Raw genomic sequence first — 26,682 nt, forward strand, 5'->3', positions numbered from 1 at the left:
GAACCAGCACCCACCACAACCGTGATGACCACCAAGAACCCCGGAGGTTTGTGTTGCCCGCCTCAGCGGGCCACGGCCAGAAAACTTTATCCGATCCATCTCTGCTTTGCAACTGCGCTCTGTGCGAGCACGGCGCTACTCACAAAGTTGTGGAGTGGTTGTTTGCCGACCGGCTTGGCCGCCCGAGAAGCGGAGGCGCTCTGTCAAGAAGCTCTCCGGCTCGCGGCGACAGGTGAATACATTACACACGCTCCCAGAGCGCTGCAAGGCGGAACAGGGCGACTCCCATCACACCGCTCAAGCGTTGAGGTACTGCCCCCGGATCCGTTCGCTGGCCCCCACCCGATCCAGATACGGGGTGATGCCACCCAGGTACAGGGGCCAGTTGGCACCCAGCACCATGCAGACGTCAACGTCCTCCGGGCGCGCCACCACGCCTTCATCCAACATGATTCCAATTTCCTCAGCCAAGGCGTTCTCCACGGCCTGCAGAAGTTCAACCTGGCTAACCGCGTGCCCGGGTGCGGGGTCGCCGTCGGCAGGTGCAGAAGCGGAGGCACTCTCCACGGTATTTCTTCGCAGCTGCTCCACCGCCGGAACCAAGTAGGTCTCACTGGTCGCCGTGCCTCTTGGGGGAAGAACCTGCGTGAGGCCCGCATCCACCACAGCCTTCATCCACGGCGAGACGTGGAATCGCTGCGGGTAGGCCTGATGCATGCGCTCCCCCACGTGCAGCAGAACGGCCGGGCCCACAAAGTCCAGCAACTGCAACGGCGTCATGGGCAACCCCATCGGATCCAGGGCGTGATCTGCTTCCTTGGGGTCCATGCCCGCATCCAGTGCTTCAAGTACGGGATCGAACATGCGCAGCAGCAGGCGGTTGACCACAAATCCCGGGGCATCAGCCACGCGCACAGCGGTACGCCGCATGGCGGTGGCCAAGTCAAAGGCGGTGGCCAGTGCAGTGTCTCCGGTGTGTTCGGTGGTGATGATCTCCAACAGCGGCGTGGAATCCACGGGGTTGAACACGTGGAAACCCACAAACCGCTCCGGATTGGGCACGGACTGCGCCATCTCCGTCACGGACAGAGACGACGTGTTGGTGGCCAGCACTGCATCCTGGGCCACCACCGTGGCCCAGTGGGAGAGCACAGCAGTCTTGATGGACATCTCCTCCGGGGTGGCTTCGATCAAGAAGTCGACGTCAGCAAGGTCTGCATCCTCACGAGCACCCGTGACCAGTTGTCCCAAGGTTTCAGCGTCAGCTGAACTCATGCGTCCACGTTCAGCCTGTTGGGCAAACTTGTCCGCCACCCATTGCACGCCTTCATCCAGGCGCTGCTGGTCAATGTCCGTCAAGACCACGGGGACCTTCAGGGATTGCGCGAACAGTGCCGCCAGCTGACGGGCCATCAGTCCTGCACCCACCACGGCCACCTTGCGGACCCCTCGCCCCGGGGCCTCCGGACGGTCCGGAGTCTTGCGGGAGCGTGAGTCCACCAGCCGGAACGTCCGCAAGCTGGCACGAGCGATCTCACCAGTGACCAGATCATTGAAGGAGGCGATGGCCGCCTGTCCGTTCTCCAGTCGAGTTTGTGTTGCGGCAGCCTCCATCAGATCCAGTGCCGCCAACGGCGCCGGTGCGGCACCCCGCCAGATCTTGTGGGCTTTGGTGCGCGCACTCTCGATTGCCTTCTGCCACGCGGCCAGCTCATCTGCACTCAGCGCACCGACCCCACTGTCTTGGGCGTCGTCGTCGTTGAGGATTTCGACGACGGCCCGCTGCCAGGCATCCTCCCAACCCTCCTGTTTGGGTGAGGCATCCAGCACAACGTCCAGGAGTCCGAGTTCAAGTGCTTGGGCGGGCTTGACGAACCGGCCCTTGAGGGAGTCGAAGGTGACCATGTTGATGGCGGCCTCGGGGCCTATCAGGTGAGGCAGGAGGTGGACGCCGCCCCATCCTGGGAAGAATCCCAGGCGACATTCCGGCAGCCCCAGTGGCCCGCCGGCCGCATTGCCGATCCGGTGGTCCGTGTGCAGTGCGAGTTCAAGACCCCCGCCCAGGGCCTGTCCTGTGATCACGGAGAACGTGGGCACGGTGAGCTCTGCCAGTACTCCAAAGGCGTGGTACCCGGCGGCGATGAAAGCCTCTGCGTCCCCGCTCTCCTGTGCGTGCCGAATCTCCTCAAGGTTGGCGCCGGCCCCGAAAGATCGCGCGTTGCCCACCACCACGACGGCTTCCACAGCGGACTGGTCGATTCCCGCCAGTGCAGCCTGCAGATCCGCCAGCGCCGCTGAACTCCAGATGATGAGACCGCCCGGTTGGGTCGAGTCCAAACGCACCACGGCCGTTGGGGCGTCCCTGCCCGGGAGGGTGACCTGCTCAACGGCAACGGACACTGCCGCGGGGAACTGTGCGTGGGTGGCGGGTTGGGGCATCGTGGTCGGTCTCCTGTGAATGCGGCGCCTAACTAAGTGAGTCCGACGGTATCACTAACTTTTGTGACATCACACACGTCACCGGTGATCGACGACGGGCAGCGCGGCCCCGGGCATGGCACGTAGGCTGATGGTTGTGAAGGACTTGCTGCCCTTGGAAACCGAGCGTCTGTACTTCCGGAGATTCACGGAAGCCGACCTGGAAGAAATGCACTCCTATCAGTCCCGCGAGGACTACGCCCAGCACGCCTGGCGTGGTCCGCGCACCTGGGAGCACTCCTACCGAGTGATTGCCGAGCACCGCGGGCCACGTGCCTTTGTGGGTGACGGCGACTCCGTGCGCTACGCCTTCTCGCCCAAGGACGGCAACGGTGAGCTGTACGGGGAAATTGTGTTGACCTTGGTGGATGCCGAATCCAAGCAGATCGAGATGGGTTGGGTGGTCAACCCCGCCCACACCGGTCAGGGATTCGCCAAAGAAGCCGCCACCGGTGCCATCCGAGCCGTGTTCGAACGCTTGGGTGCCCACCGGGTGTTTGCCCGCCTGGATGCCTTGAACGTCAGTTCGGCCAAGGTGTGCGAGACCCTGGGCATGCGCCGGGAGGCTGTGTTGAAGGAATCGCACTGGCAGCTCGGTGAATGGCGTGACGAGTACATCTACGCAATCCTGGCCCACGAACTACTGGGTGATGAGGCAGCGGAAGCGATCTCAGATCCCGCCTGATTTTCACTGCGGATTTTCCGCTGAGGAGCATCGCCACCAGGTTCATGGGCCGGCAGCGCGGCGGTCGAGAACGATCTGGTGGGTAGAAACGCCGTGCAGTTCTCAGAACAACTCGGGCTCCTGCGGGAGGGAGCCCTCTGCGGTCAGCAACCAACGCTTGCGCTCGAGCCCACCGGCGTACCCGGTCAGGGCGCCGGTGGAGCTGACAACCCGGTGGCACGGCACCACAATGCTCCATGGATTACGCCCAACAGCCTGACCGACCGCCTGGGCCATGCCTTTTCCACCCATTTGGGCAGCCAGCTCACCATAGGTGGTGGTGGTGCCATGAGGGATCTGAAGCAATGCCTGCCATACCCTGGGGCGCAGACCCTGCGGCTTGGAACCGAGAGCCAGGGGCAGATCGAACTCCTGCCGGTCACCGGCCAACCATTCCAGGATCTGTTCCTGGGCTTGTTGCAAAAGTGAGTTGGCGCCGTCGTCGTCGTGGCCCAGGGTCTCAGCGTCAGGGAAATGCTTTTGGTCCTTGAACCAGACTCCGGTCAGGGCCGGATGGCCGTCAAAGTCGCCGACTGCCACCACCATCTCCCCCAACACGGTGGTGAACACACGGTGGCATGCGGCCACCGGCGACGACGCAGCCAGGGCCTGCGACTGCGGTTCTGCTGAGTTCTGGGGCACAAAAGAGCCCTGCCCGGCGGTGCTGGTGCTCTCCATGGTTGACATGGTGGCACGAAACAGAGCCGGGCAGGGCCACCTCATGTCACTTCAGGATGCCGACCTCAAAGGGATACTTGTAGGCCTCTCCCTTGTTGGCCGCCATGGCACCCAAGATGCCGAACACCACCTGAACAATGAACACAATGGTGAGCACCAGACCGGTCAACGGCAGCAGCAACCCCAAGGTCACAATGCCCAGGACCCAGGCAGCGATGCTGATGAGCATGAGAGCAAAGTTGAAGTTGAAGGAGCCAGCACCCGCCTGACGAACCAGCGGGTCCTTCTCCTTGAACACCAGCCAGAGGATCAACGGGGCCACGAACCCGGCGAACCCTGCCGAGAGCAGGTAGAGCGCCGGTGCCGCCAGATGGGTCAAGGTGGCCCACAGCCGCGCGTCCTGGGGCTGCATGCCACTGAACTGATACGGGCCGGACTGGTAACCCTGCTGCTGGGTCTGCTGGTACCCCTGCTGCTGGCCCTGTGATCCAGTCTGGTGGCCCTGGCCGTTGCCGGAACCGTAGGCAGGTGCGCCGTACTGGGCTTGACCAGGGGCTCCGTGCTGCGACTGTCCAGGGGCTGCGTACTGGCCTTGGCTTGGAGCCCCGTGCTGCGGCTGCCCCGGGACTCCGTACGTGCCTTGGCCCTGGGCGCCGTGCTGATCCTGGCCCTGGGCCCCGTACGGGTTCTGGTTCTGTGTACCGTACTGCGGCTGACTGGCAGCACCGTACTGCGCTTGGCCCTGTGCACCGCTGTGCGGTTGATCCGGGCCGCCGTACTGAGCCTGATCCGCGCCACCGTACTGGGCCTGGCCCGGGCCACCGTCCTGGGGATGCTGAGCACCTGGGGTCTGGGCGGACTGTGCGGATTGGGCGGACTGTGGGGCCTGCGGGGCCTCCGCCTGATTCGCAGCAGATGTGCTGTGCGAACCGTGGCGCTCCCCGCCGGCGGTCTGCCCCGCCTGGGCGGGATGTGAGTCGGCGGGGTGGGGCGCGGCGTCGTCGTTCGAGTTGAACTGCGGGGCGCTGGGTGTGGTGTCGTCAGTGCTCATGATGAGCAACTCCTGAAACTTGAGAGGGTGCCGGGTGAGGCACCCGGCTCTTTCCCCTCCCAGCCTAGAGCCAAGTACCGCTGAGGTCAGGATGTGAAGGCCAGCTCCAGATCCTCCAGGTGATCTTCCACGTCCTCGATCCCGACGGAAAGCCGCACCAGGTCAGTGGGGACAGCGTTCTCCGTACCTGCCACACACCCGTGGGTCATCTGGGACGGCCAGCAAATCAGGGACTCGACCCCACCGAGGGACACGGAGAGCTTGTACATCTGGGTGGATTCCGCGAACCGCCGGGCCGCAGCCTCCCCCGCGCGCAGTCGGAAGGAGATCATCCCGCCAAAGCCGTCCATCTGCCGGGCGGCCAGCTCATGACCAGGATGATCAGGCAGACCCGGATAGAAGACCTGAGAAACTTCCGGCCGCTGAGTCAACCACTGAGCGATCTGACCGGCATTGTGCTGGTGACGCTCCATGCGCAATGCCAGAGTTTTGAGCCCGCGCGCTGCCAGATACGTGTCCTGCGGTCCGGCAACGGCACCGGCCGCGAACTGTTGAAAGGCCGCCAACTCCGCAAGGGTGGAACCCGGGGAGAAACCGTTGACCGCCTCAACATGCCACTCCCGATCCGCCACCACCACCGCGCCACCCAACACGTCCGAATGGCCGCCCACGTACTTGGTGGTGGAATGCACCGCGGCGTCCGCGCCGAACTCCAGGGGACGCTGCAGGTACGGCGATGCAAAGGTGTTGTCCACCACCAGCAATGCGCCGTATTCGTGGGCCAGTTCAGCCAGGCCCGCCAGATCCGCGATACCGAGCAGCGGATTGGTGGGGGTTTCCACCCACACCAGACGAGTTCGGGCCGTGACGGCACCACGCACGGCATCAAGATCAGTGACGTCAACCGCGGTGTGCTGCACCTGCCACGGCGCCAGGACCCTGCTGACCAGGCGGTTGGTCCCGCCGTAACCATCGGCACCCAGGACCACGTGATCCCCGGGGCGCAACACGGCCCGCAACAAGGCGTCCTCTGCTGCAATCCCGGAGGCGAAGGCAAAACCGCTGGCCCCCTTCTCCAGTGCGCACAACTGCTGTTCGAATCCGTTGCGTGTGGGGTTGGAACCCCGGGAGTACTCATGGCCGTCACGCAGGACGTTGATGCCGTCCTGCACAAAGGTGGAGGTCTGGTAGATCGGAGGGATAACCGCTCCGGTCAGGCGGTCCGGCTCCTGGCCGGCGTGCACGGCCAGTGTGGTGAAGCCACTCATGCGGAGACCTCCTGTGCACCCTGGGCTTGCCGGATCCGGGCGGCATCACCGGTGCGCAACAGTTCATCCAGGGAGGACTGCAGATCCGCAATCAAGTCATGCACGGACTCCAGACCCACGGACAGTCGCAGGGTTTCCCAGGTGATGCCACCGGCCAGGCGCTGTTCCTCGTTCAGCCGGCAGTGGGTCATGGCCGCCGGATGCGCAATCAGCGAGCGCACGTCCCCGATGTTGGCCACCAGTTTGAACAGGCGCAGCGAATCCACGAATGCCGGGACACAGTCCCGGGCGCAGTTCAGTTCAAAGGCGAACACGGAACCGGTGCCCTGCGGGTAGTCCCGCTGAGCGATCTCCTGATTGGCCGAGCCCTCCACGGCAGGGTGGTGAACAGTGCGGACGGCGGGGTGACAGGCCAGGAACCGCGCGATCTGCGTTGCCGAATCCGTGTGCCGACGGACCCTGAGATCCAAGGTTTCCAGGCCCTGAATGATCTGGGAGGCGTTGAACGGAGAGAGTGTGAGCCCCAGGTCATGAACGAACTTGGCGCGGCACAGGTGAAGGAACGGTGATCCGCCGCGGCACTTGTCCACCAGGCTCACATGACCGAAACGTTCACGGGCCTGGGTGAATTGTGGCCACCGCTCGGGTTCCCGCTCCCAGTCGAAGCGTCCCGAGTCCACGATCACTCCAGCCAGTGCTGTTCCGTGGCCACCCAGGAACTTGGTGGCCGAGTGCACCACAATGTCTGCGCCGTGCTCGAACGGGCGGTAGAGCACCGGCGTGGCCAGGGTGTTGTCCACCACCACCGGGATGCCGTTGTCATGGGCGATCTGGGCAATCGCATCCAGGTCCGCCAGTGTGGACAGCGGGTTGCCAATGGACTCCAGGAAGAACCCACGGGTCTGCGGTGTGAGGGCCTGGGCCCACTGCGCTGAGTCCGCGGGATCCACGTAGGTGACGGTGACTCCCAGATCAGCCAAGGTGTCCCCCAGCAGATCAACGGTACCACCGTAGATTTTTTCCGAAACCACCAGGTGTTTGCCCGGGCCGGTGCTGACCAGGGCCAGAAGTGCTGCGGCCACGGCGGACTGCCCGGAGCCCAACGCCAAACCAGCCAGACCGCCCTCCAGATCGGCCACCCGAGTTTCCAGCACCGCCACCGTGGGGTTACCAGTCCTGGAATAGGTGAAGCCCGGTTGGGTCTGGGCAAACATTGCCGCCGCAGATGCGTGGTCGGGGAACTCGAAGGCCGATGACTGATAGATCGGGACGGGCAGAGTGGCCTGGGTGGGGGCATCAGCCGCCCCTGCACGGCCAGCGTGAATCTGGCGGGTGGCCAAGGACGACGAACCGTTGATGTCAGCCGATGGGGAGAGAGTCATGCGTAGGAACTCCGTGGTGCAGTGTTCTTGACCTGCACAGTTACCCACGGGAATGTTCGTGCGCTGCGGGCGTAGCAGGCCACTTCGTCATCCGAACCACCCGTGAACATGGGGTTGGTGTGCGCTCAAGTCGGAGCTTGGCGAACGCATCTCGTGAAGCTCGATCAGTTTAACCCACCACAAGGTCCCCTGGTCAACACGGAGAACCATGACGGCGGGCAGGCGGGCGAACACGACGTAACAGTCCCACTGCCACCACATGAGCCACGGCACCACCCAGAACCAACCACGGTGTGAACAGGAAACGAATTTCCAGAACGGCGGGCACCACCACCAGCACCAGCGCGATCAGAACTGGCAGCCAAGTCACCGGAGAACGGGAGTCAACCGAGGATCTGGCCTCCACCGAACCCGCCAGAGGCACCACCGCCAGAACGGCCACCCAACAGATCGCGGCCAACGGCACACGCCACAACCACCACGCAGCGCTGTCCACGGCAGGTTCCGGCCCACCCACAAGCCACCACACGGCCATGACACACACGATCACCGGCAGGTGCCACAGGTAGAGGGTGACCGGCCGGGACCCGATCACCCACGCCACGGTCTGAATGGGCTTGTGACGCATCAGCCGATCCAAGAGCGGGGTGAGCAACTGCAGCAGGCACGCTTGGCTGAGCCCCAGCAGGAACAGGGCCATGGTGGGTGGGTTGAGATTGGTCAGCATGTCCCGGGACCACGCAGGCATGGACGTCAACACCGCAAGTCCCAGGTATCCGGCCGCAGCCATGACCACCAGGAGCCAGGGTGGACACCGCCCAAAAGTTCCGTCAGCACGCAAATACCCCAGTTGGTGAATGGCCACCCAGACAGGGCCCAGCCCCAACAGACCCCACCAGGGCTGACCGGTACCGACCCGAATCAGTTCCACCATGACCACCGCCGCCAACAACACCCCCAGGCTCAGGTACGGACGACGCCGGTGGGCCGCCGTCGTCAGAGGAACTGCAGCCATGCACAGCCCATAGGCACCCAGGAACCACAGGTGCATGCCGATGCCGGGAAGTGCTGCGTTGACGTAGTCCGACGGCGCGCCCACAACGCGCGCCGCACCGTAGGCAAGGGCCAGAAACACCCACAGGGCGGCCGCCGGTTGGGCAAGCTTCAGCAATCGGGCTCGGACCCAGCCTGCAGGTGACGTGGAATCGCGTCCGTGGTGGGTGCTGCGGGCCCGATTCCAGGACACCGCGGATGCATAACCTCCCACCACAAAAAACAGCGGCATGATCTGCACCAAACACGTCACCCACCAGAACCAGGGGTAGAGCGTAGGCACCATGACGTTGGAGACCCCACCCGTTGCGGGATCAGTCACCAAGGTGACCAGCAAAATGTGGGCACACACCACAAAGGCCAGAGCCGCCACACGGGCGGCATCCACCGCCAGGTCTCGGCCGGCAAGCCGTGGATCCACGGATCCGGCCATGTCCTGTTCCCCTCTGATCGGATGCACTCCGGGCGGTGACCTGAGAAGTCTGTCAAACACGGTCACCCGAGACCCCACGCAACCCCCATGTGACGTGCTGGAAATAGCCCGGACGCCAACCCGCACCAGGGGTGCCATTCCGTCAGACCGCCAGACACAACCAACGGCATATGAGCTTGTCACCGTCTCGTTACTCAAAAGTAGTTGTCATGTCCACATGTGGGGTAATTCACCTTGCAACAGCCCTGTACGGAGGCCATTGCGGTGGCCTAGTCTTGAGGTGGGTTGCGTTCCACAACGGCGTCGACACACCCCTGTGCCCGGCACCTGAATGGGTGCCTTCACCACCGCCCATCCGGACCGGTCACCCACGAACGCCCACACGCAACACCCACCCCCATGGAGTTGAGAAGATGCCAACCTCCTCACAGCGCACGGCTCGGCTTGGCTCGCCGAACTCGAGCAGCAGTGACCTGCGGGCACCTGAGTGCCAACAGTGCACCACGGACTATTACCTCAAGTTCATGGCGATCGTGCCCACGGCAACCGCCACCTCCGCCCCTGCACGCAGCACCGGTATCAAGAAATTCCGGGACATGATCAGCGCATTGCGCTCCAGCGCCGCTGAATCCGTGCCCGGCGGGACCGTGAAGTACTTCTGCCAAAAATGTGGTGCCTTCAACCACCATGAGTTCCCGCGCGGTTGGGAACCGGCAACCCACGAGCTGAGCCCCACGGAAGTTGAGCAACTGCCCACCGTCTACGTGGGTCCTGGGGAATCACGGCAAGTTCGTGAGATCCCCGAGCTGCTGCGGCGCGCCCGCCACCGCGTGGCCGCCTCCGCCTGAAACCGCCGCCAACAGTCAGCTGTCTGCCAGAATTGGCACAGCAGAAGCCTGGCACCACCTGCCTACGCTGCTGCGTGACCTCCACTCGCACCTGCGGGTGACCGGCCGGCTGAAACGGAGACCAAGTGAAGATCGCAATCCTGGGTGGCGACGGATTCTGCGGCTGGCCTGCGGCCCTGCACCTGTCCAACCAGGGCCACGAAATCACGATCGTGGACAACCTGTCCCGCCGCCGGATCGACGACGAACTCGGTGCGCAGTCCCTGACTCCGATCCGCCCGCTGGATGAACGACTCAACGCGTGGCAGGAACTGTCCGGACGCACCATCACCCACGTAGATCTGGATGTGGCCCAGGACTGCGACGACCTGTTGGCATTTCTCCAAGACCAAGGCCCCGACGCCGTGGTCCACTTTGCCGAACAGCGCGCGGCACCGTATTCCATGAAGAACGCGCGGACCAAGCGCTACACGGTGGACAACAACGTCAACGCCACACACAACCTGCTGGCAGCGATCGTGGAAGCAGACCGGGACGTCCACGTGGTCCACCTGGGCACCATGGGCGTCTACGGATACGGCACGGCCGGGATGAAGATCCCGGAGGGCTACCTGGATGTGGAGATCCCCCACGAGGGTCAGCAGAACATTGAGACCCAGATTCTGTACCCCACCAACCCGGGGTCGATCTACCACATGACAAAGTCCTTGGATCAGCTGCTGTTCGCCTTCTACGCCAAGAACGACCGCGTGCGGATCACGGACCTCCACCAGGGCATCATTTGGGGCACCAACACCGCAGAGACCCTCAGGGACGAGCGACTGATCAACCGCTTCGACTACGACGGCGACTACGGCACCGTGCTCAACCGGTTCCTCATGCAAGCTGCCGTGGGGTACCCCCTGACCGTGCACGGAACCGGCGGCCAGACCCGTGCTTTCATCCACGTGCAGGACATGGTCCGCTGCGTGGAGATCGCGTTGAACAACCCGCCTGCCGTGGGTGATCGTGTGATGATCTTGAACCAGATGACGGAAACGCACCGGGTCCGCGACCTTGCCGAACTCGTGGGCCGTATCTCCGGGGCCACTGTGGAGATGGTGCCCAACCCACGTCAGGAATCCGCGGAGAACGATCTCCACGTCACCAATGACACCTTCCTGGACCTGGGCCTGGAGCCCACCACCCTGTCCGAGGGCCTGTTGTTGGAAGTGGAGGAGACCGCCCGGCGCTACGCACACCGCGCGGATCTGGCCAAGATCCCGGCCACCTCCCTGTGGAACCGGCGCACCCACGCGGGCATCCCGGCGTCGTTGACCGGGGCCGACCACGACGGCGCAGAGGCCGGCTCCGCTTCCAGCACCGCAGCCGGGAACTGAAGCCGCTGACGTGAGGATCGCGCTCTACACGGAGGTGTTCCTCCCCAAGATCGACGGTGTGGTCACCCGCATCCTGCGCACCCTGGAGAACCTGGAATCCCTGGGTCACGAGGTGGTGGTGTTCGCGCCCGGAAACCCACCAGCCACTTATGCAGGCCACACGGTGGTTCCGGTGCATTCGGTCTCCTTCAAGCCCTGGTATCCGGAGATCAAGTTGGGGCTGCCCACCAGTCGGATTGCCACCACCATGGCCCAGTTCCGGCCGGAGATCGTCCACGCCGTGAACCCCATCTGGCTGGCCGCTTACGGCGTGCTCTCCGCGCGCCGACGTGACCTCCCGCTGCTGTCCTCCTTCCACACCGACGTCCCTCATTACGCAGATGCCCTGGGGCTGCACCTGCTGCGCCCCTCCTCCGAAACCTGGTTGCGGTGGCTGCACAACCAGTCCGAGGTCAACCTGTGCACCTCAGGGCCCATGGTGGACCGTGCCCGCTCGGTGGGCGTGCGCGACGTCGATCTGTGGCCCAAAGCCGTGGACACAGTGGGTTACCACCCCTCCCGCGCCGACCGCAGCCTGCGGTCCCGGTTGACGGACGGGCACCCGGAGGATCCGTTGATCGTGTACGTGGGCCGGGTGTCCAAGGAGAAGAATCTTGACCAGCTGATCGAACCCATGCGCAGGCTGCCGCACGCACGCCTGGCGATCGTGGGATCAGGCCCCCACAAGGACCACCTGGAGAAGCAGTTCGCCGGGACCAACACCGTGTTCACCGGGTACATGTCCGGAACTGAACTGGCCGCCGCCTACGCCACAGCCGATGTCTTTGCCTTCCCGTCCCAATCGGAAACCCTGGGCCTGGTGGCCCTGGAGGCCTTCGCCTCCGGGGTTCCCGTGGTGGGTGCCCGCGCCGGCGGCATCCCCTTTGTGATCGACGACGGCCAGACCGGTTTCCTGGTGGAGCCGGGCAACCCTCAGGATCTGACCGCACGCCTGGCCCAACTGATCGAGGATCCCGAGCTACGCGCGCGCATGGGTGCTGCGGCACGCGCAGAGGCCGTCAAGCACTCCTGGGACGCTTCAACTCGTAAGCTGGTTGACTATTACGAGCTGGCGATTGAGCGGCATCAGCAGCGCCATGTTCCACCTGGGCCCTTCCTCAAGGCCTTTGGATCAGCGGAGCACCGCACGCTCAGATTGCCGCGGCGTCGTCGTCCATGACCGGACCCGGCCAAAACTGTAGGGGGAGATCCATGTCAGGCAGAGGTGTCAGATGGGCATGTCCAATGATTGCGGCCCTGGCTCTGACGGCGTGCGGCAGCAGCGACCGGCAACCTGAGGAGGACCCTTACCCGTCCTCCGTGACCACCGCGGAGGCCACTGAGCAGAACATTCAGTACCGGGCCCTGCCGGCCACCTGCATGTTGGAAGCCCAGTGGTGACGGTCTGAGCCCGGAGCAGGTCGAAGAGGCCGAGCAGAGCGATCACGACGTCGTGGCGCCGTGGCTGCAGGGCCAGGAGGACCAGAGCATGGAAGAAGCCCTGGAGGCTGCCGTTGAGGGGGCCCGGGCCGATCTGCAGACCGAAATCGGTGTGGCGGTCACCAACCACAGCAGCGGTCAGACCGTGGAAATCAACCAGGACTCTGAAGTTCGCGCCGCAAGCCTGTCCAAGGTGGCGGTGGCCCTGAGCCACCTGCGTCATCTCAAGGAGACTGACGAACCACTCACCCCGCACAACCGAGGGTTGCTGGAGGACTCACTGGTCCACAGCGGCAACGAATCCACAGCTTTGCTGTTCGACAGCCTGGGCGAGGACGACGACGCCGCAGCCACCGAGCTCACCCGGACCCACCGAATGTTGGGGGCCACCAGAACGGCCGCCGATGGCGGCTGGGGCACGGAAACCACCACTGCTGCAGATCAAAGCAAGGTGTTGACCGCCCTGGGGCAGACCCCGGACTGGGTGCGCCAGGAGGACATGGAGGTCATCCGAGAGTTCATGAGCCCTGAACTCGGCTACCCCAGCTACACCCAGCAGTTCGGCGTGGGTGTCCTGGCAGAATCCCAGAGCACACCCGAGTCAACTCACGTCACCGAGGTGGTCGTGAAGAACGGGTGGTTGCCCAACGACGACGGACGCTGGAACGTGGGCACCATGGGGCAGGCCACCATCAACGGGGAAGTCCACGACATCGCGATCACCACTTTCGGTGCGCCCAACCCTGAATGCGGTTACGACATCCTGGATGACCTGGTGTTGATCATCGCCGACAAGGTGCAGTGACGGCCTCCTGCCTGCGTGCGGCGGGGGCCGGTGAGAGGTCCAACTGACGTCCTCAGACAGCAGTGGAACCAGCCGTGGGAGTGGTGGCGTCACGCACCTCACCCACCAGTTCCTCCAACACGTCCTCCAGGGCCACGATTGACGGCTGGCCACTGCGAGCGTGCGGGCCGTCCACCAGAGCCAGGTGGGCGTTGTTGGCCTGCATCCGACGCATCACGTTCTGCAGCTTGGCCTCCTCCGGAACCCGACCCAAGGCGTGCATGATGCTGCGGTCAAAGGGTTTGTCCCGGTCCTCCGGGCCAACACCCAGCACGTCCTTGGTGTGGATGTAACCCTGCAAACCGCCGTCAGGGCCCACCACCGGGAACCGGGAAAAGCCAGTTTCTGCGGTCATCTGCTCGATCTGCGCGTTGGTGGCGCGGTGATCAATGGTGCGGATCTGCTCAAAATTGATGGCCACATCCGCAGCCGTCAAGGCCTCGAACTGCAAGGCTCCGGTGAGCAGGCGAATCTCGTCAGCATCCAACAGCCCCACGCGCCCGGACTCGGCCACGAATCCCGCCACCTCGTCCGAGGTGAAGGCCGAGGCGACCTCGTCCTTGGGGGTGGCCCGCAGGACGTGGCGCACCACCAGGTTGGCCAAGCTGTTCATCAACCAGATCACCGGGCGCAGCACCACCACAAAGATCCGCAGGACCGGGCCCAGCAGCAACGCTGAGGCAGCAGGCTGCGCGATGGCGATGTTCTTGGGCACCATTTCACCGATCACCATGTGCAGGAAGGTGACCAGCAACAATGCGATCACCAAGGCAATCGGATGGATCAGGAAGCCGGGCACACCCATGGCCTCGAAGGCGGGCTCGATCATGTGGGCAATGGCGGGCTCGCCCACGGAACCGATCAGCAGCGAGCACGCTGTGATGCCCAGCTGGGTGGCGGCCAAGGACGTGGAAACGTCCTCGATGCCCTTCAGCGCGGAGCGGGCGGAACGGGAACCGTCCGCGGCGCGGGGCTCCAACTGGTCACGGCGGGCCGAGACCATGGCGAACTCCGCACCCACAAAAAATGCGTTGCCCAACAACAGGAGCATCAACACCAGAATGGCGGTGGCATCATTCATCGGGCGTCCTCCTCCGACCTGGTTGCGGCATCCTCCGACAGGGTTGCAGCGTCCTCCGACATGACTGCCGTTTCTGCAGGCGCCGGTCCTTCTGCCGATGTGGCGGGTTCTTCAGCGTCCTCCACGGTGTCGTACTGCACCAGGGTCTCGTCCGAGTCCTTGTCCTCAGGCTCCTGAGGAAGTCGATTCACAATCACACGTTCCACACGGTACTGGTCCATGGCACCGACCCGCAGGGACAGCCGCCCCTGGGTGGGGAGGTCGTCGTCGTCGCGGTGTTCATGGTCCGTGCCGTCAATGACCACTTCATCACCGACCTCTGGGAGGCGGTCCAGCATTTCGCCGATCAGCCCACCCAGGGTATCGGTTTCCTCGCCCTCAGGGAGGTCGAGCTTGACGATGTCCCCGAGCTCATCAGGGCGCAGCAAACCGGAGACCACAATGGATCCGTCCCGGCGCCTGCGGAACTTGGAGAGTGTGGTGTCCTGTTCGTCGTCGATCTCCCCCACGATTTCCTCGATGAGGTCCTCAAGGGTCACGATCCCGGCCGTTCCACCGTACTCATCCACCACAATCGCGATCTGAAGGCCTGGCTGGCGCAGTTCACGCAGCAGAGGGTCCAAGGTCATGGATTCGGAAACCACGGTGGCTTCACGAGCAATCGAATGAGCAGGGGTGGTGGCGCGCTGCTCCAACGGCACGCCCAGGGCATCCTTGAAGTGCACCACGCCCACAATGTCGTCAACGCTGTCGCCCATGACCGGGTAACGGGCGTGACCGGTGCGGGCGGTCAGATCCAGGACCTCCTGAACGGACTCGTCCTCCACGAACGTCACCCGCGGACGGGGCATCATGACGTCGGCCGCCGTGCGGTCACCGAACTCGATCGAACGGGCCACCAGTTCGGCAGTGGCAGCCCCCAGCGTGCCCTCCTCACCGGAACGGGAGACCACCGAGGCCAATTCCTCAGCGGTGCGGGCGTTGGCCACTTCTTCCTTGGGATCAAAGCCCAACACGCGCAGAATCCAGTTGGCCGATGAGTTCAACAGGTGAACCAGCCACCCGAACAGCAGCATGAACACGTTCTGCGGGCGGACCACCAGACGGGAGACCTTGACGGGCTCCGCGATTGCCCAGTTCTTGGGCACTAGTTCACCAAAGACCATCTGGGTGAAGGTCACCAGGACAAAAGCGCCCGTGGTGCCAATGGCCACCACAAGACCATCCGGCAGCCCTGTGACACCCAAGCCCTCGGTCAACAACACGCCGACCGAGGGTGCAGTCAGGAAGCCGGCCACCAGGCTGGAGACCGTGATGCCCAACTGGGCGCCGGAAAGATTGGTGGAGGTGCGCGACAGCGCTTTGTCCACTGCTGCCGCGAGTTTGTCCCCGGATTCCACCCGCTCCCGCACGGTGTTGCGGTTCACGGTCAGGTAAGAGAACTCCACCGCCACAAAAATGGCATTGGCGAAAACCAGCAGGAGGACAACGGCCAACAGCACCAGAGCTGATCCGATGACGCTCACCGAGCCATCACCACCGGGCAAACAGTCACTGGTGAATCATGGGTAGTGCGGGAAGAACTGCGGGATTCAGGGCGCGAGCTGAAGCTCAAAGCGCAACTTCGATACTCCGCATCTTCCGGTACGGTCACGCGGCGGGCGCCGGGAACCGTCCGGGATGTGTCGTGAGGCATGGAGCCAAGTGTAAGGGGTAACAACGTCTACTTCCGATGATGCGTCCATCACGTGGACCAGGGCCGCTTGAGCGCGGCGGTGACGGGGCCGTCGTCGTGATGTGAGGGGTGGCAACAGGGCCAAAAACGCGCCAAAGGCGGCGGACCGAGTGGTCCGCCGCCTCCGGGCAGGACGTCTGAGCGCGGCTCAGCAGTCAGGCGCTTCACGCGCCGACGTTGGTGGCCAATGACTGGCCGGTGCCGAACTTCTGATCAGATCCGGGAAGGATCAGGAGAAGGTGGCGTAGTAGTCAACGCTCATGTCGGAGACCGAGTGCACCTTGGTGCCGTCGCTCGGGTTCAGAGCGGAGATCATCCGGCCGTCACCCAGGTAGATGCCGATGTGGCCTCCACCGTTCTGCACAACCAGGTCGCCCGGCTGGGGGTTGGCGGTGGGGGTACCGGCAGCACCCTGAGCAGCGGCCACGCGGGGCAGCTGGATGCCGTGCTGGGCGTAAACCCACTGCACGAAGCCGGAGCAGTCCCAAGCACCGAAGGAGGTGCCGCCCCAGACGTAGGAGCCGCCCTGGCCCTGCATGGCGGTCCCGGCGATGCCGGAAGCGTTGGCCACGGACTGGGTGGAGACGCCGGAGGACTGAGCAGCCGGAGCCGGAGCAGCGGACTGAGCAGCCGGAGCGGAGTAGGAGACGGACTGAGCGGCGGGGGCGGCAGAGGTTGCGCCGTTGCCGTAGGTGTAGTGGGTCACGCCGTTGGCATCGATGGTCCAGGAGTAGTTCCAGCCGGATGCTTCAGCAGCGGAGTAGTCGAAGCTAGCGGTGTTCGACGGGACGGTGCCGGTGGTGGTGGCACCAGGGACCTCGGCGTAAGCGGAAGCCGGGGCGATGGTGGCGGCGGTGGCGATACCGGCAACAGCGATACCCAGGCCAGCGCGGCGAGCAACAGTCTTGACGTTCTGCATTAGTTTTCCTCCAGATTGCCTACGGGGTGAGCTGTCGGGTTCGGTTCGGAGTAAACCGGCCGAGGCTCAGCGGGTGGACAGCCTCGGCTTCACCCCAAGTCCCGTTCTGTGATTCCAGATCCGGGACGGGAAGTGGGTCCCTCGCTCCTGCCATGTCCGTGGTTTTGGATCATCACCGGGAAGCGGCAGGATGCGGCATCTGCCCCGGCGGTGCCACCCGTTCGAGCGGCACGACGAAAACCATAACGAACGGATCACGGTTTGTCACGATCAAATAACGCTGAGGGAGTGATCTGGGGCCGAAACCAGGCTTCCTGCCCCCTCTGAGCAGGTCACGAACCAGCTATTTCTGCTTGTCAGAGCGTTTTGATGCAGAAATTTGTGGACACATGTGTGGGATCGGGCACATCACGGAAATGTCACGGCGTGGCTGCCATGTGATCACGGCAGGGCAGATACAGACAGTTCCGGGCACGCTCAGAGCACACCGGACGCTCACGGTGGGCCGTCACTGTGGACCGCGCCACTGTGCCACCGCGACTCAATCTGCGGTCAGGCCCGTGCGCTGCATGCGCTCAGGCACGAGCAGCCAGCACCGTGGCGTGGAACCCCTCTATGTGTTGTTTCAGCAGCGCTGCGGCATGCACCGGCTCAGCGGCCTCAAATGCGGCCAGGATGGCCCAGTGCTCAGCCTGAAGCCGTGCCCGCAGTCCTGCCCAGTCCGTCACGTGGGCAACTGACTGTTCCACGTAACCGATCACGGCATCACGCAGCGACTGCATCACGGTGGTCAGCACCACGTTGCCACCCAGTGAGGTGAGCTCAACGTGGAAGCGGGCATCCAGGTCATGGAATCGGGCGTTCTGAATCTCGGGTTGGTCCATCTCTTCCAAGTACCCACGCACCCGCTCAAGAACTGCGGCGCGCTCGGCATGGTCCACAGCCGGCCCTGCCGCCAGTGCGGACTGGGTTTCCAGCAGAACACGCATGGCCACCACATCTGCCATGGGCAGGGCTTTGGTGGCCACGTGCATGCGCAGGGCCCAAGACAGTGGGGCGGAGGGCTCGGAAACCACCACGGCACCTGCCTTGGGGCCAGAACCTGTCCCCGAGCGCACCAATCCCATGGCCACCAGGACCCGAATGGCCTCCCGGACGGATGCCCGAGAAATGCCGAACTCCTCCGCCAGAGCACGCTCACCGGGCAGCTTCTGTCCCACGCTCAGCGCACCCGAACTCAGCTGAGCCTCCACCCAGGAGAGAACAACTGTGTAGGTGGGGGCATCATCCTTGCTCCGACCGTGACCGGCCCCCACCCCCGCCTGGGTGGGCGGGGGTGGGGGCGCGATTTCATCTGAGGTGGGCGTACCGCCCGGGGTCACTGCTGGGGCAACATCCATGCCAGGACGTTGGACTGCAGGAACACCAGTGCGCACAGCACGATCAACATGCCGATGGACCAAGGCAACACCTTCTTGAAGATGGTCGACTCCTGGCCGGGCATGCTCACTGCGGTTGCGGCGATGGCCAGAGATTGCGGAGAGATCATCTTGCCAACAACACCACCCGTGGTGTTAGCCGCCACCATGAGGTTGGGGTCCAGCCCGGCAGTCTCGGCCGCGGTCTGCTGCAAGTTGGAGAACAGCGCGTTGGCGGAGGTGTCCGAACCCGTCACAGCGGTTCCCACCCAACCGAGCACCGGGGAGAAGAAGGCGAAGGCCGCACCCAGTCCGGCCACGAAACTGCCAATGGCCAGGGTCTGACCGGAGAAGTTCATGACGTAGGCCAGGGCCAGCACCAACATGATGGTCAGGGCGGAGAAACGCATCTTGTACATGCAGGCCCAGATTTCATGCAAGCCCTTGGCGATGGTCATGTGGAAGCGTCCGTTGCCGTTGAACACGGTGTAGATCACGGTGACCAACAAACCGGTGATCAGCAGCAAGGTGCCCGGGGAGGACAGCCAGGTGAAGTTGTAGACCGTGCCGGTGATGGGCTCCCCGGTGGCAGCGCTGAGCAGGCGGCCGTCCAGCCCCGGCCACGGGACACGAACATCCGTGCTGGCCAACCACTGCGGCACGTTGACGCCCAGGGTCCAGAGCTTGGCGATCCCGAAGACCCCAACCACCAGGACGTAAGGCAGCATGGCCATCCACACCCGGGCCGGGGTCAGATCCGTGACGGTCTCCACCTCTTCAATGCCCAACCGCTGCTTGGCCTCCGCAGCACCACGCGGCTTCCAGAACCGCAGCAGGATCACAGCACCTGTCACACCGGCGATGGCTGCCACAACATCCGTGAGCTCATAGGCGAAGTACGTGGCGCACCACCACTGGGCCACGGCAAAGCACAGACCGATCACCAGCGCAGCAGGCCATGCCTGCTTGAGGCCTTTGACGCCGTCGATCAACACCAGCAGGAGGAAGGGCACCACAAAGGCGAACAGCGGAGCCTGGTGGCCCACCACCGCACCGATGTGCGCGGGATCCAGACCGGTGAGCTTGCCCGCCGTCGTGATGGGGGTTGCCACGGCACCAAAGGCCACGGGTGCGGTGTTGGCAATCAGCACCACCACGGCGGTCTTCAGCGGCTTGAGGCCGATGGCCAGGATCATGGTGGCCGTGATGGCCACGGGCGCACCGAATCCGGCCAGGGCCTCCAGCAGACCGCCGAAGCAGAAGGCGATCAGGATGGCCTGGATGCGGACGTCACCGCCGCCGATGGTGTCGAAGATGGAACGCATGTCCTCGAAGCGCCCGGCGGCCACGGTCACCTGGTAGAACCACAGCGCCATGACCACGATCCACACAATGGGGAACAAACCGAAAACAGCACCTTGGGTTGCGGAGAGCAGCGCCAGGTCCACGGGCATCCCGAAGGCCAGGACAGCGACGACGATCGCCGTGGTGAGTGCGATCAGACCGGAGACCCAAGCGCTGCGCTTGAGTCCCACGAGCGCAATGAAGAAGGCCACCAGCGGCACGATGCCGACCAGTGCCGAGAGTCCCAGGCTCCCGGCAACCGCGTCGACCTGAGCGGTGTAGGTGTTCACGTACGACTCCTGCGGTGAGGCGGACTGAGCTCGAGGAGACTCGCGAGGACAGTCCGATATGCGATGTGGATCACGAACGAGTATGGTCGGAGCACATGAGGTCGTGGGAAACTGTACATGACCTGAGTCACAAAACCAGCGGAGGATCCATGAGAATCGCCTTGTTCGCCACGTGCATCGTGGACGCCATGTATCCCAAGGTGGCCTTGGCCACTGTGCGCGTCCTGGAGCGCCTGGGGCATGAGGTGGTCTTCCCGGCCGGCCAGGGGTGCTGCTCACAGATGCACGTCAACAGCGGCTACATAGAAGGGGCGTTGCCCGTGGTGCGCAACCACGTGGAAGCTTTCACCAGCGCCGATTACGACGTCGCCGTGGCCCCATCCGGTTCCTGTGTGGCCTCCCTGGGCCACCAGCAGCCCATGGTGGCCCGGGCCTGTGGGGACGAGGACCTTGCCCGGGGTGCCGAAGAGGTTGCAGCCCGCACCTACGAACTCTCCGAATTGCTGGTGGACGTGCTGGGCGTGGACAACGCCGCCGAGCAGTTGGGCTCCCACTTCCCCCACCGGATCACCTATCACCCGTCCTGCCACGGACTGCGCCTGCTGGGCCTGGGCGACCGCCCCACCCGACTGCTGGAGAGCGTGGACGGATTGGAGCTGGTGGAACTGCCGGATGCTCAGGAGTGCTGCGGATTCGGCGGGACGTTCTCCTTCAAGAACCCCGACGTCTCCGGGGCCATGGTGGATGCCAAGATCAAGAACATCGAATCCACCGGCACAGGCCTGTGCGCCGGCGGTGACTCCTCCTGCCAGTTGCACATGAGCGGGGCGGCGCGTCGTCGTGGTTCCCAGGTGCGGACCATCCATCTGGCAGAGATCCTGGCCTCCACGCGAGCCAACCCGCTGGAACTGGATGAAATCGCCGATCTGTCCATCCCCCGCGTACACGCAACCGTCACCCCTTCTGCAGGAGGCGCACGATGACCACTGTTGATCTGGGCATGCCCGGGACCCGCATTGCCTACGGATCCGGGAACCTGTACGAGGAAACCCCCTTCCCGGAGCACGCACGCGCGGAACTGAAGAACACGCAGATGCGCGCCAACATCGGACACGCCACCCACACCATTCGCGGCAAACGAGCCCGTGTGGTGGGTGAACTGCCGGACTGGCAGGACCTGCGTGACGCCGGCTCCGCCATCAAACAAGAGGTGGGCGCACGGCTGCCTGAACTGCTGGAACAGTTCGAAGCCAACGTGACCGCCCGCGGTGGTGTGGTGCATTGGGCCAGGGATGCAGCCGAGGCCAACCGGATTGTGACCGATCTGGTCCGCGCCAAGGGCGTGGAAGAGGTCATCAAGGTCAAGTCCATGGCCACCCAGGAGATCGGGCTCAACGAGCACCTGGAGGGCCAGGGCATCAAGGCCCACGAAACCGACCTTGCGGAACTGATTGTTCAACTGGGCGAGGACAAGCCCTCCCACATCCTGGTGCCGGCCATTCACAAGAACCGGGACGAGATCCGGGAGATCTTCTCCCGCCGTATGCCCGGAACCGGCAAGGAACTGACCAACGAACCCGCCGTCCTGGCCGAGGCTGCCCGCAGCTATTTGCGGGAGAAGTTCCTGGACACCACCGTTGCCATCTCCGGCGCCAACTTTGGCGTCGCAGAAACCGGGACCCTCACCGTGGTGGAGTCCGAAGGCAACGGGCGCATGTGCCTGACCCTGCCCAAGACCCTCATCACGGTCATGGGAGTGGAAAAGCTGTTGCCACGGTTCTCCGATCTTGAGGTTTTCACCCAGCTGCTGCCCCGCTCCTCCACCGGCGAGCGCATGAACCCCTACACCTCCATGTGGACCGGTGTGACAGAGGGGGACGGCCCGGAGGAATTCCACCTGATCCTGCTGGACAACGGGCGTTCGGCTGTTCTGGGCGATCCCGCAGGACGCTCCGCGCTGCACTGCATCCGGTGTTCTGCCTGCCTGAACGTGTGCCCGGTCTACGAGCACGCCGGTGGTCACGCCTACGGCTCCACCTATCCCGGCCCGATCGGCGCGATCCTCTCCCCCCAGCTGACCGGTGTGGCCGCCGAACAGAACAACTCCCTGCCGTATGCCTCCTCCCTGTGCGGGCGGTGCTACGAGGTCTGCCCGGACAAGATCGACATCCCCTCCATCCTGGTGCACCTGCGCGATGAGGACATCCGCACCAAGCACGGCCAGCGGGACCAGGCCGCCACCCAGCAGCGCTCCACGGTGATCGAAGCGCGGCAGGCGGAGGCCGAAGCTGCCGGTGTCACGCCAGAGCCGGCAGGGCACCCGGCCGAAGCCAAGAAGAAGAAGGTCCCATCCGAGATGGACCTGCTCATGAAGGCCGCAGGCACCGTCATGTCCTCCGGCACCCGGATGGGGCTTGCCGAACGCGCCCTGCCACTGGGCCGTGGCGCGCTCAAGCCGTTCGGCGGCGCCAAGTGGCTGCCCGGCATGGTGGGCGGTTGGACCCAGGAACGCGACATCCCCGTGCCACCCAACCAGTCCTTCCGCAACTGGTGGAAGAACAACGGTGAGAACACGCAGCAACGGGTGGCCGAAGACCTGGGTGACACCCAACTGGCAGTGAGTGCGGGAGGTGAGGTCCCGGCGTCGTCTTTGGCGGGTGAAATCCACCAACACGCTGCATGGGGTGCGGAAGCTCAGGCCGTTGCCAAGCTGCGCGCCGAACGCGACCAGGCCGAAGGCGCCACCACCAAGGACAGCCCCGCCACCAGCACCGGCGAACGTGAAGGAGAGCAGAACGCATGAGCCAGTCAGAGGCCAAGGCCACCATCCTCTCCAGGATCAACTACGCCCTGCGGGACCAACCCGTGGCCCCGCAGACCCCGCGCGCCTACCGGCGCAGTTCCTCCCTGGGGCACGCCGAGGTGGTGGACATGCTGGAGGACCGACTGGTGGACTACAAGGCCAACGTCTACCGGGAGGACGCGAGCTCCCTACCCGGGCGCATCGCCGAGCTGCTGGCCGATTCGGTGACCATCCTCCCCGACGGTCTGGACTCCTCCTGGCTTCCAGAGGGCCTGTCCACCGTCCGCGACCACAACGACGACGGCGCCCCCCTGGGCGCACGTGAACTCGATGCGCTGGGGGCCGTGTTGACCTCATCCACCGTCTCCTGCGCGGAAACCGGCACGATTTTCCTCAACGGGGCGGCAGATGAAGGGCGGCGGGCCTTGAGTCTGGTCCCGGACCACCACGTGTGCGTGGTTCCGCTGGACACGGTGGTGGAACTCATTCCGGAAGCCTTTGAACGGATGGACCACCAGCGGCCGATCACCATGATCTCCGGACCTTCGGCCACCTCTGACATCGAGCTGGAGCGCGTGGAAGGCGTGCACGGTCCACGGCGTCTGGATGTCATCCTTTTCGGCTGAGTGCGATCTGGCTCACGGTCGCCGGGTTCCGTGAGCCAGACTTGTCCCTGAATATATTTGCTGGCTGACAAGCGGTGTCACGGTTCACGTGGCATCTGAAAGGTACTGATGACCAAGCTCCACGACTTCACCGCAGACACCATTTCAGGCTCCCAGGACGTGTTCGACCGCCTGGCCGGGCAGGTGGTGCTGATTGTCAACACCGCCAGCGAATGCGGCTACACCCCGCAGTACGACGGCCTGGAAAAGCTCTACGCGGACTACAAGGACCGCGGATTCACCGTCCTGGGCTTCCCCTGCAACCAGTTCGGCGAGCAGGAACCCGGTGAGGGCCAGGAGATCCAGGAGTTCTGTCGCACCCAGTACGGCGTGGAGTTCCCCATCTACAAGAAGACCGATGTGAACGGGCTGCACACCCATCCGGTGTGGGAGTGGCTCAAGTCGGAGAAGCCTGGACCCAATGGCGCACAGATCGACTGGAACTTCACCAAGTTCCTGGTGGACCAGTCCGGCACCGTGGTGGCCCGCTACGAACCCGCCACCACCCCGGATGAACTGCGCGAACCGATCGAGGAGCTGTTGGAGGGCTGAGCTCACCCGAGCTTTCGCGATTTCTACGCAATGTGGGACGCCATCACGCGCTGATGGCGTCCCACATTGCGTAGAACTCGGCCAGTTGTCCACAACTCAAAATTTTCCACCCACCCGGTGGTGATTCGGGCGTTGACTCAGAGTATGCCAGCCCGACGCCACATACCCCCTGCGTGTCTGCAGGGACGCTGTTTCACCACGGAACAGGCGTTGCAAGCCGGTGTGAGCTACCGCCAACTACGTGGACCCGCCTACCGGTCGATCCTCACCGGCGTGTGGGCCACAAGCGACCACGAGCTGCCCGAGCACCCCAAAAAGCGTACGCATCAGGTGATGGCTGCCCTTCAGATGAGGCACCCAACCACTGTGGTCAGTCACACCAGTTCGGCGCTTCTGCTGGGTCTCCCCCTGCCCGGAGCCGTGTGGCAGTCCCCCGGCCTGCACATCACCCGCTGGGACGGGCTGTGTCCTCCGCGCATGACCGGGGTCATCGGGCACAAAGCGGAAGTAGCCCAAGCCGACCGGTGGTCGATCGGCGGAGTGCTGGTCACTGGCCCGGCCTTGACTGCCGTCCAATTGGCGGATCAGCGGAGCACTGCTGGTGGCCTCGCCCTTTCCGACGATGCTCTGGTGGCATTGCTGGACGGTGTGGTCACACAGCACTCCAAGGGGTTCAACCGCGGCAACCCGCCCACCAGGAACTTTAACGACCTCGTTTCCGATCTGGAGAGGCTCTCACCCCGGCGTGGACTGTCCCGCCTTTGGGAAGCTCTCAAGCGGGTGAGCGTGGGCGCTGACTCAGCACTGGAGACTCATGCCCGACTAGCGTTGGCAAAAGCCGGGTTCCCGCTGTTCGTCCATGACCTGGAAATCCGAGTCCCCGGCATGCGCCCCGTTCACCCCGACCTCGGCAACGTTGAACTCCGGATATCGATCCAAGTGGAGGGCCCGCACCATGATTCACCTGGCCAACGCGTGCGGGACATCGAGCGGTTGCGGGTCACCGAAGCCGCGGGGTGGATCGAGATCAGGGTGACCGCTGCCGACATCTTCACTCGACCAGGAGAGCTGGAACCCCGTCTGGTTTCCCTGGTTCGCGCTGCAGTGGCATCCCGGCGGTGAGTTCTACGCATTCTGGGCCGTCATCAGCGCTTGATGACGGCCCAGAATGCGTAGAACTGGAGAGGTCAGGCTTCCTCCCGTTCCAACACCTCCTCAGAGGTGTTGGGGAACGCCACCTTGTACAAGACGCCCGCGATGGCAGCGCCCGCCAGGGGCGCCAGGAAGAACACCCACACCTGTCCCAGCGCATCAGGGACGAACCAGGTCACAGCCAAGGACCTTGCCGGACTCAAGGAGGCGTTGGAAACCGTGACGGAAGCCATGATCAGCACGGTCAACCCAACACCGATGGCCACGGGAGCAAACCCCTCCGGGGCGCGATCGTCAGTGGAGCCCAGAATGACCAACAGGAACAAGCAGGTGACCACCACTTCCACCAAGAACACGGAGAACAGCCCGTAACCACCCGGGGAGAGCGCACCAAACCCGTTGGTGGCAAAACCTGACTCCACAGCCGAAAAGCCACTCTGGCCGCTGGCAATCACGTAGAGCACCACGCCGCCCAATGAGCCACCCACCAACTGCGCCACCCAGTACGGCAGAACCGCGCTCCACTCGATGCGCCCGGCCAAGGCCGCCCCCAGGGTGACCGCCGGGTTGAAATGTCCGCCGGAGATGTGGCCGACAGCGTAGGCCATGGCCGTGACCGTGGCACCGAAGGCCGCAGCCACGCCGAACAGGCCGATACCGATGTTCACCTTCGTGGGCGTCAGGAAAGCAGCAGCCGTGACGGCCGCCCCGCACCCGATGGAAACCAGCGCAAACGTTCCCAAACATTCAGCGGTCAAACGCGACACCATGGATGTCCTGGACATGAGAACCAACCTCACCTTCCTCTGGCACGCGACGGCCTGTACCGCTGACTGCGGACCAGCTGCCATCGCGCCGCAACTCGGCGGTCTGAATCCCGCCGCGCTGCGACTGCACAGCATTCACGCTAGTGAGGAGGTGTTCTGGGAAGCCCAGCCTTTGTTGGCAACTTCAGGGAGCAGTTGCCTGGGGAGTCCCTGGGACACGTGGGAAGCCCGGGGGCGCGCGACCCTCTCCCAGGTCGCGCGCCCCGTCGGACCCCGGTGCGTGGCCTCTGCCTGACCTCGCACCACGTCGTCACGGTCCCAACCGTCACGACCACCGGC

Annotated in this window: 23 protein-coding genes and 2 riboswitches; of the genes, 11 read left to right on the top strand and 12 right to left on the bottom strand. The window is 64.2% G+C overall.

The genetic code is table 11. From position 1 onward, the window contains the following. Positions 1-297: 297 nt before the first annotated feature. Positions 298-2,439: a 3-hydroxyacyl-CoA dehydrogenase NAD-binding domain-containing protein gene (locus tag L979_RS02785; protein ID WP_047688937.1), complete on the bottom strand. Its 2,142-nt coding sequence runs from the start codon at positions 2,437-2,439 to the stop codon at positions 298-300. Positions 2,440-2,569: 130 nt separating this feature from the next. Here L979_RS02785 and L979_RS02790 point away from each other — a divergent pair, with 130 nt between their 5' ends. Continuing rightward, positions 2,570-3,163, top strand: coding sequence for a GNAT family N-acetyltransferase (locus tag L979_RS02790; RefSeq protein ID WP_047688976.1), 594 nt, complete (start codon positions 2,570-2,572; stop codon positions 3,161-3,163). A gap of 102 nt (positions 3,164-3,265) precedes the next feature. Here the strand turns inward: L979_RS02790 and L979_RS02795 are convergent, their stop codons facing one another. From L979_RS02795 to L979_RS02815, 5 genes are all read right to left on the bottom strand, one after another. Beyond that, positions 3,266-3,880 (bottom strand): methylated-DNA--[protein]-cysteine S-methyltransferase, encoded by a 615-nt coding sequence (locus L979_RS02795; RefSeq protein WP_197052054.1) that lies wholly within the window; start codon positions 3,878-3,880, stop codon positions 3,266-3,268. A gap of 46 nt (positions 3,881-3,926) precedes the next feature. Then, positions 3,927-4,931 carry a DUF4870 domain-containing protein gene (locus tag L979_RS14295; RefSeq protein WP_052209387.1) on the bottom strand — a complete coding sequence of 335 codons (1,005 nt, stop codon included), beginning with the start codon at positions 4,929-4,931 and terminating at the stop codon, positions 3,927-3,929. 86 nt (positions 4,932-5,017) lie between these two features. Next, positions 5,018-6,199 (bottom strand): cystathionine gamma-synthase, encoded by a 1,182-nt coding sequence (locus tag L979_RS02805; protein ID WP_047688940.1) that lies wholly within the window; start codon positions 6,197-6,199, stop codon positions 5,018-5,020. Continuing rightward, positions 6,196-7,581, bottom strand: a complete 1,386-nt coding sequence (locus L979_RS02810) for an O-acetylhomoserine aminocarboxypropyltransferase/cysteine synthase family protein (RefSeq protein ID WP_052209388.1) — start codon at positions 7,579-7,581, stop codon at positions 6,196-6,198. The genes L979_RS02805 and L979_RS02810 overlap by 4 nt, the downstream gene beginning before the upstream one ends. A 49-nt stretch (positions 7,582-7,630) precedes the next feature. Next, positions 7,631-7,740: riboswitch (SAM riboswitch) on the bottom strand. A 34-nt stretch (positions 7,741-7,774) separates the two neighbouring features. Then, positions 7,775-9,067, bottom strand: a complete 1,293-nt coding sequence (locus L979_RS02815; protein ID WP_052209389.1) for an acyltransferase — start codon at positions 9,065-9,067, stop codon at positions 7,775-7,777. 413 nt (positions 9,068-9,480) lie between these two features. On the opposite strand from L979_RS02815, the gene L979_RS02820 reads away from it, so the two are divergent. The 5 genes from L979_RS02820 (at position 9,481) to L979_RS02835 (ending at position 13,578) form a co-directional block, all read left to right on the top strand. Continuing rightward, on the top strand, positions 9,481-9,915 hold the full coding sequence (locus L979_RS02820) for a hypothetical protein (protein ID WP_047688942.1): 435 nt from the start codon (positions 9,481-9,483) through the stop codon (positions 9,913-9,915). Between the two features lie 125 nt (positions 9,916-10,040). Continuing rightward, positions 10,041-11,294, top strand: coding sequence for an NAD-dependent epimerase/dehydratase family protein (locus L979_RS02825; protein WP_047688944.1), 1,254 nt, complete (start codon positions 10,041-10,043; stop codon positions 11,292-11,294). Between the two features lie 10 nt (positions 11,295-11,304). Beyond that, positions 11,305-12,513, top strand: a complete 1,209-nt coding sequence (locus L979_RS02830; protein ID WP_047688947.1) for a glycosyltransferase family 1 protein — start codon at positions 11,305-11,307, stop codon at positions 12,511-12,513. 65 nt (positions 12,514-12,578) lie between these two features. Next, positions 12,579-12,734, top strand: a complete 156-nt coding sequence (locus L979_RS15775) for a hypothetical protein (RefSeq protein WP_156125332.1) — start codon at positions 12,579-12,581, stop codon at positions 12,732-12,734. Positions 12,735-12,822: 88 nt separating this feature from the next. Continuing rightward, entirely contained in the window at positions 12,823-13,578 is a 756-nt protein-coding gene (locus L979_RS02835) for a hypothetical protein (protein ID WP_156125334.1), read from the top strand. A 52-nt stretch (positions 13,579-13,630) separates the two neighbouring features. Here L979_RS02835 and L979_RS02840 read toward each other — a convergent pair whose 3' ends face one another. The 5 genes from L979_RS02840 to L979_RS02860 form a co-directional block, all read right to left on the bottom strand. Further along, the gene (locus L979_RS02840; RefSeq protein WP_047688954.1) at positions 13,631-14,698 is read right to left on the bottom strand and encodes a hemolysin family protein; all 1,068 of its coding nucleotides are present in this window, start codon (positions 14,696-14,698) and stop codon (positions 13,631-13,633) included. Continuing rightward, on the bottom strand, positions 14,695-16,224 hold the full coding sequence (locus L979_RS02845) for a hemolysin family protein (protein WP_231559365.1): 1,530 nt from the start codon (positions 16,222-16,224) through the stop codon (positions 14,695-14,697). The genes L979_RS02840 and L979_RS02845 overlap by 4 nt, the downstream gene beginning before the upstream one ends. A gap of 438 nt (positions 16,225-16,662) precedes the next feature. Next, positions 16,663-17,352 carry a C40 family peptidase gene (locus L979_RS14915; RefSeq protein WP_081993645.1) on the bottom strand — a complete coding sequence of 230 codons (690 nt, stop codon included), beginning with the start codon at positions 17,350-17,352 and terminating at the stop codon, positions 16,663-16,665. Position 17,353: 1 nt separating this feature from the next. Next, positions 17,354-17,532, bottom strand: a riboswitch (cyclic di-AMP (ydaO/yuaA leader). A 395-nt stretch (positions 17,533-17,927) separates the two neighbouring features. Next, positions 17,928-18,752 carry a FadR/GntR family transcriptional regulator gene (locus L979_RS02855; RefSeq protein WP_081993647.1) on the bottom strand — a complete coding sequence of 275 codons (825 nt, stop codon included), beginning with the start codon at positions 18,750-18,752 and terminating at the stop codon, positions 17,928-17,930. Continuing rightward, entirely contained in the window at positions 18,731-20,404 is a 1,674-nt protein-coding gene (locus L979_RS02860) for an L-lactate permease (RefSeq protein WP_047688961.1), read from the bottom strand. Before L979_RS02860 ends, L979_RS02855 begins: the two co-directional genes overlap by 22 nt. Before the next feature lie 149 nt (positions 20,405-20,553). Here L979_RS02860 and L979_RS02865 point away from each other — a divergent pair, with 149 nt between their 5' ends. The 5 genes from L979_RS02865 to L979_RS14300 all read left to right on the top strand — a co-directional run bounded on the left by L979_RS02865 (position 20,554) and on the right by L979_RS14300 (position 25,546). Further along, positions 20,554-21,387 (top strand): (Fe-S)-binding protein, encoded by an 834-nt coding sequence (locus L979_RS02865; RefSeq protein WP_047688966.1) that lies wholly within the window; start codon positions 20,554-20,556, stop codon positions 21,385-21,387. Then, positions 21,384-23,207, top strand: coding sequence for a LutB/LldF family L-lactate oxidation iron-sulfur protein (locus L979_RS02870; RefSeq protein ID WP_081993649.1), 1,824 nt, complete (start codon positions 21,384-21,386; stop codon positions 23,205-23,207). The genes L979_RS02865 and L979_RS02870 overlap by 4 nt, the downstream gene beginning before the upstream one ends. Further along, the gene (locus L979_RS02875; protein WP_047688968.1) at positions 23,204-23,833 is read left to right on the top strand and encodes an LUD domain-containing protein; all 630 of its coding nucleotides are present in this window, start codon (positions 23,204-23,206) and stop codon (positions 23,831-23,833) included. The genes L979_RS02870 and L979_RS02875 overlap by 4 nt, the downstream gene beginning before the upstream one ends. A 108-nt stretch (positions 23,834-23,941) precedes the next feature. Continuing rightward, positions 23,942-24,424 carry a glutathione peroxidase gene (locus L979_RS02880; RefSeq protein WP_047688971.1) on the top strand — a complete coding sequence of 161 codons (483 nt, stop codon included), beginning with the start codon at positions 23,942-23,944 and terminating at the stop codon, positions 24,422-24,424. Positions 24,425-24,790: 366 nt separating this feature from the next. Then, positions 24,791-25,546 (top strand): hypothetical protein, encoded by a 756-nt coding sequence (locus tag L979_RS14300; protein WP_197052055.1) that lies wholly within the window; start codon positions 24,791-24,793, stop codon positions 25,544-25,546. 65 nt (positions 25,547-25,611) lie between these two features. Here the strand turns inward: L979_RS14300 and aqpZ are convergent, their stop codons facing one another. Then, the gene (gene aqpZ, locus L979_RS02890) at positions 25,612-26,346 is read right to left on the bottom strand and encodes an aquaporin Z (RefSeq protein ID WP_255349589.1); all 735 of its coding nucleotides are present in this window, start codon (positions 26,344-26,346) and stop codon (positions 25,612-25,614) included. Positions 26,347-26,682: the final 336 nt, after the last annotated feature.

Source organism: Kocuria sp. ZOR0020 (assembly GCF_000800955.1).
In the GTDB taxonomy this organism is placed as follows: domain Bacteria; phylum Actinomycetota; class Actinomycetes; order Actinomycetales; family Micrococcaceae; genus Kocuria; species Kocuria subflava.

Excerpts from the sequence above, each read along its gene's own strand:
- L979_RS02790 (WP_047688976.1), top strand. The coding sequence starts at position 2,570 with ATGGTTGTGAAGGACTTGCTGCCCTTGGAAACCGAGCGTCTGTACTTC.
- L979_RS02795 (WP_197052054.1), bottom strand. The coding sequence starts at position 3,880 with ATGGAGAGCACCAGCACCGCCGGGCAGGGCTCTTTTGTGCCCCAGAAC.
- L979_RS02870 (WP_081993649.1), top strand. The coding sequence starts at position 21,384 with ATGACCACTGTTGATCTGGGCATGCCCGGGACCCGCATTGCCTACGGA.
- L979_RS02820 (WP_047688942.1), top strand. The coding sequence starts at position 9,481 with ATGCCAACCTCCTCACAGCGCACGGCTCGGCTTGGCTCGCCGAACTCG.
- L979_RS02840 (WP_047688954.1), bottom strand. The coding sequence starts at position 14,698 with ATGAATGATGCCACCGCCATTCTGGTGTTGATGCTCCTGTTGTTGGGC.
- L979_RS02875 (WP_047688968.1), top strand. The coding sequence starts at position 23,204 with ATGAGCCAGTCAGAGGCCAAGGCCACCATCCTCTCCAGGATCAACTAC.
- L979_RS02815 (WP_052209389.1), bottom strand. The coding sequence starts at position 9,067 with ATGGCCGGATCCGTGGATCCACGGCTTGCCGGCCGAGACCTGGCGGTG.
- L979_RS02865 (WP_047688966.1), top strand. The coding sequence starts at position 20,554 with ATGAGAATCGCCTTGTTCGCCACGTGCATCGTGGACGCCATGTATCCC.
- L979_RS02835 (WP_156125334.1), top strand. The coding sequence starts at position 12,823 with ATGGAAGAAGCCCTGGAGGCTGCCGTTGAGGGGGCCCGGGCCGATCTG.
- L979_RS02785 (WP_047688937.1), bottom strand. The coding sequence starts at position 2,439 with ATGCCCCAACCCGCCACCCACGCACAGTTCCCCGCGGCAGTGTCCGTT.
- L979_RS02880 (WP_047688971.1), top strand. The coding sequence starts at position 23,942 with ATGACCAAGCTCCACGACTTCACCGCAGACACCATTTCAGGCTCCCAG.
- L979_RS14915 (WP_081993645.1), bottom strand. The coding sequence starts at position 17,352 with ATGCAGAACGTCAAGACTGTTGCTCGCCGCGCTGGCCTGGGTATCGCT.
- aqpZ (WP_255349589.1), bottom strand. The coding sequence starts at position 26,346 with ATGGTGTCGCGTTTGACCGCTGAATGTTTGGGAACGTTTGCGCTGGTT.
- L979_RS14295 (WP_052209387.1), bottom strand. The coding sequence starts at position 4,931 with ATGAGCACTGACGACACCACACCCAGCGCCCCGCAGTTCAACTCGAAC.
- L979_RS02855 (WP_081993647.1), bottom strand. The coding sequence starts at position 18,752 with ATGGATGTTGCCCCAGCAGTGACCCCGGGCGGTACGCCCACCTCAGAT.
- L979_RS15775 (WP_156125332.1), top strand. The coding sequence starts at position 12,579 with ATGATTGCGGCCCTGGCTCTGACGGCGTGCGGCAGCAGCGACCGGCAA.
- L979_RS02805 (WP_047688940.1), bottom strand. The coding sequence starts at position 6,199 with ATGAGTGGCTTCACCACACTGGCCGTGCACGCCGGCCAGGAGCCGGAC.
- L979_RS02810 (WP_052209388.1), bottom strand. The coding sequence starts at position 7,581 with ATGACTCTCTCCCCATCGGCTGACATCAACGGTTCGTCGTCCTTGGCC.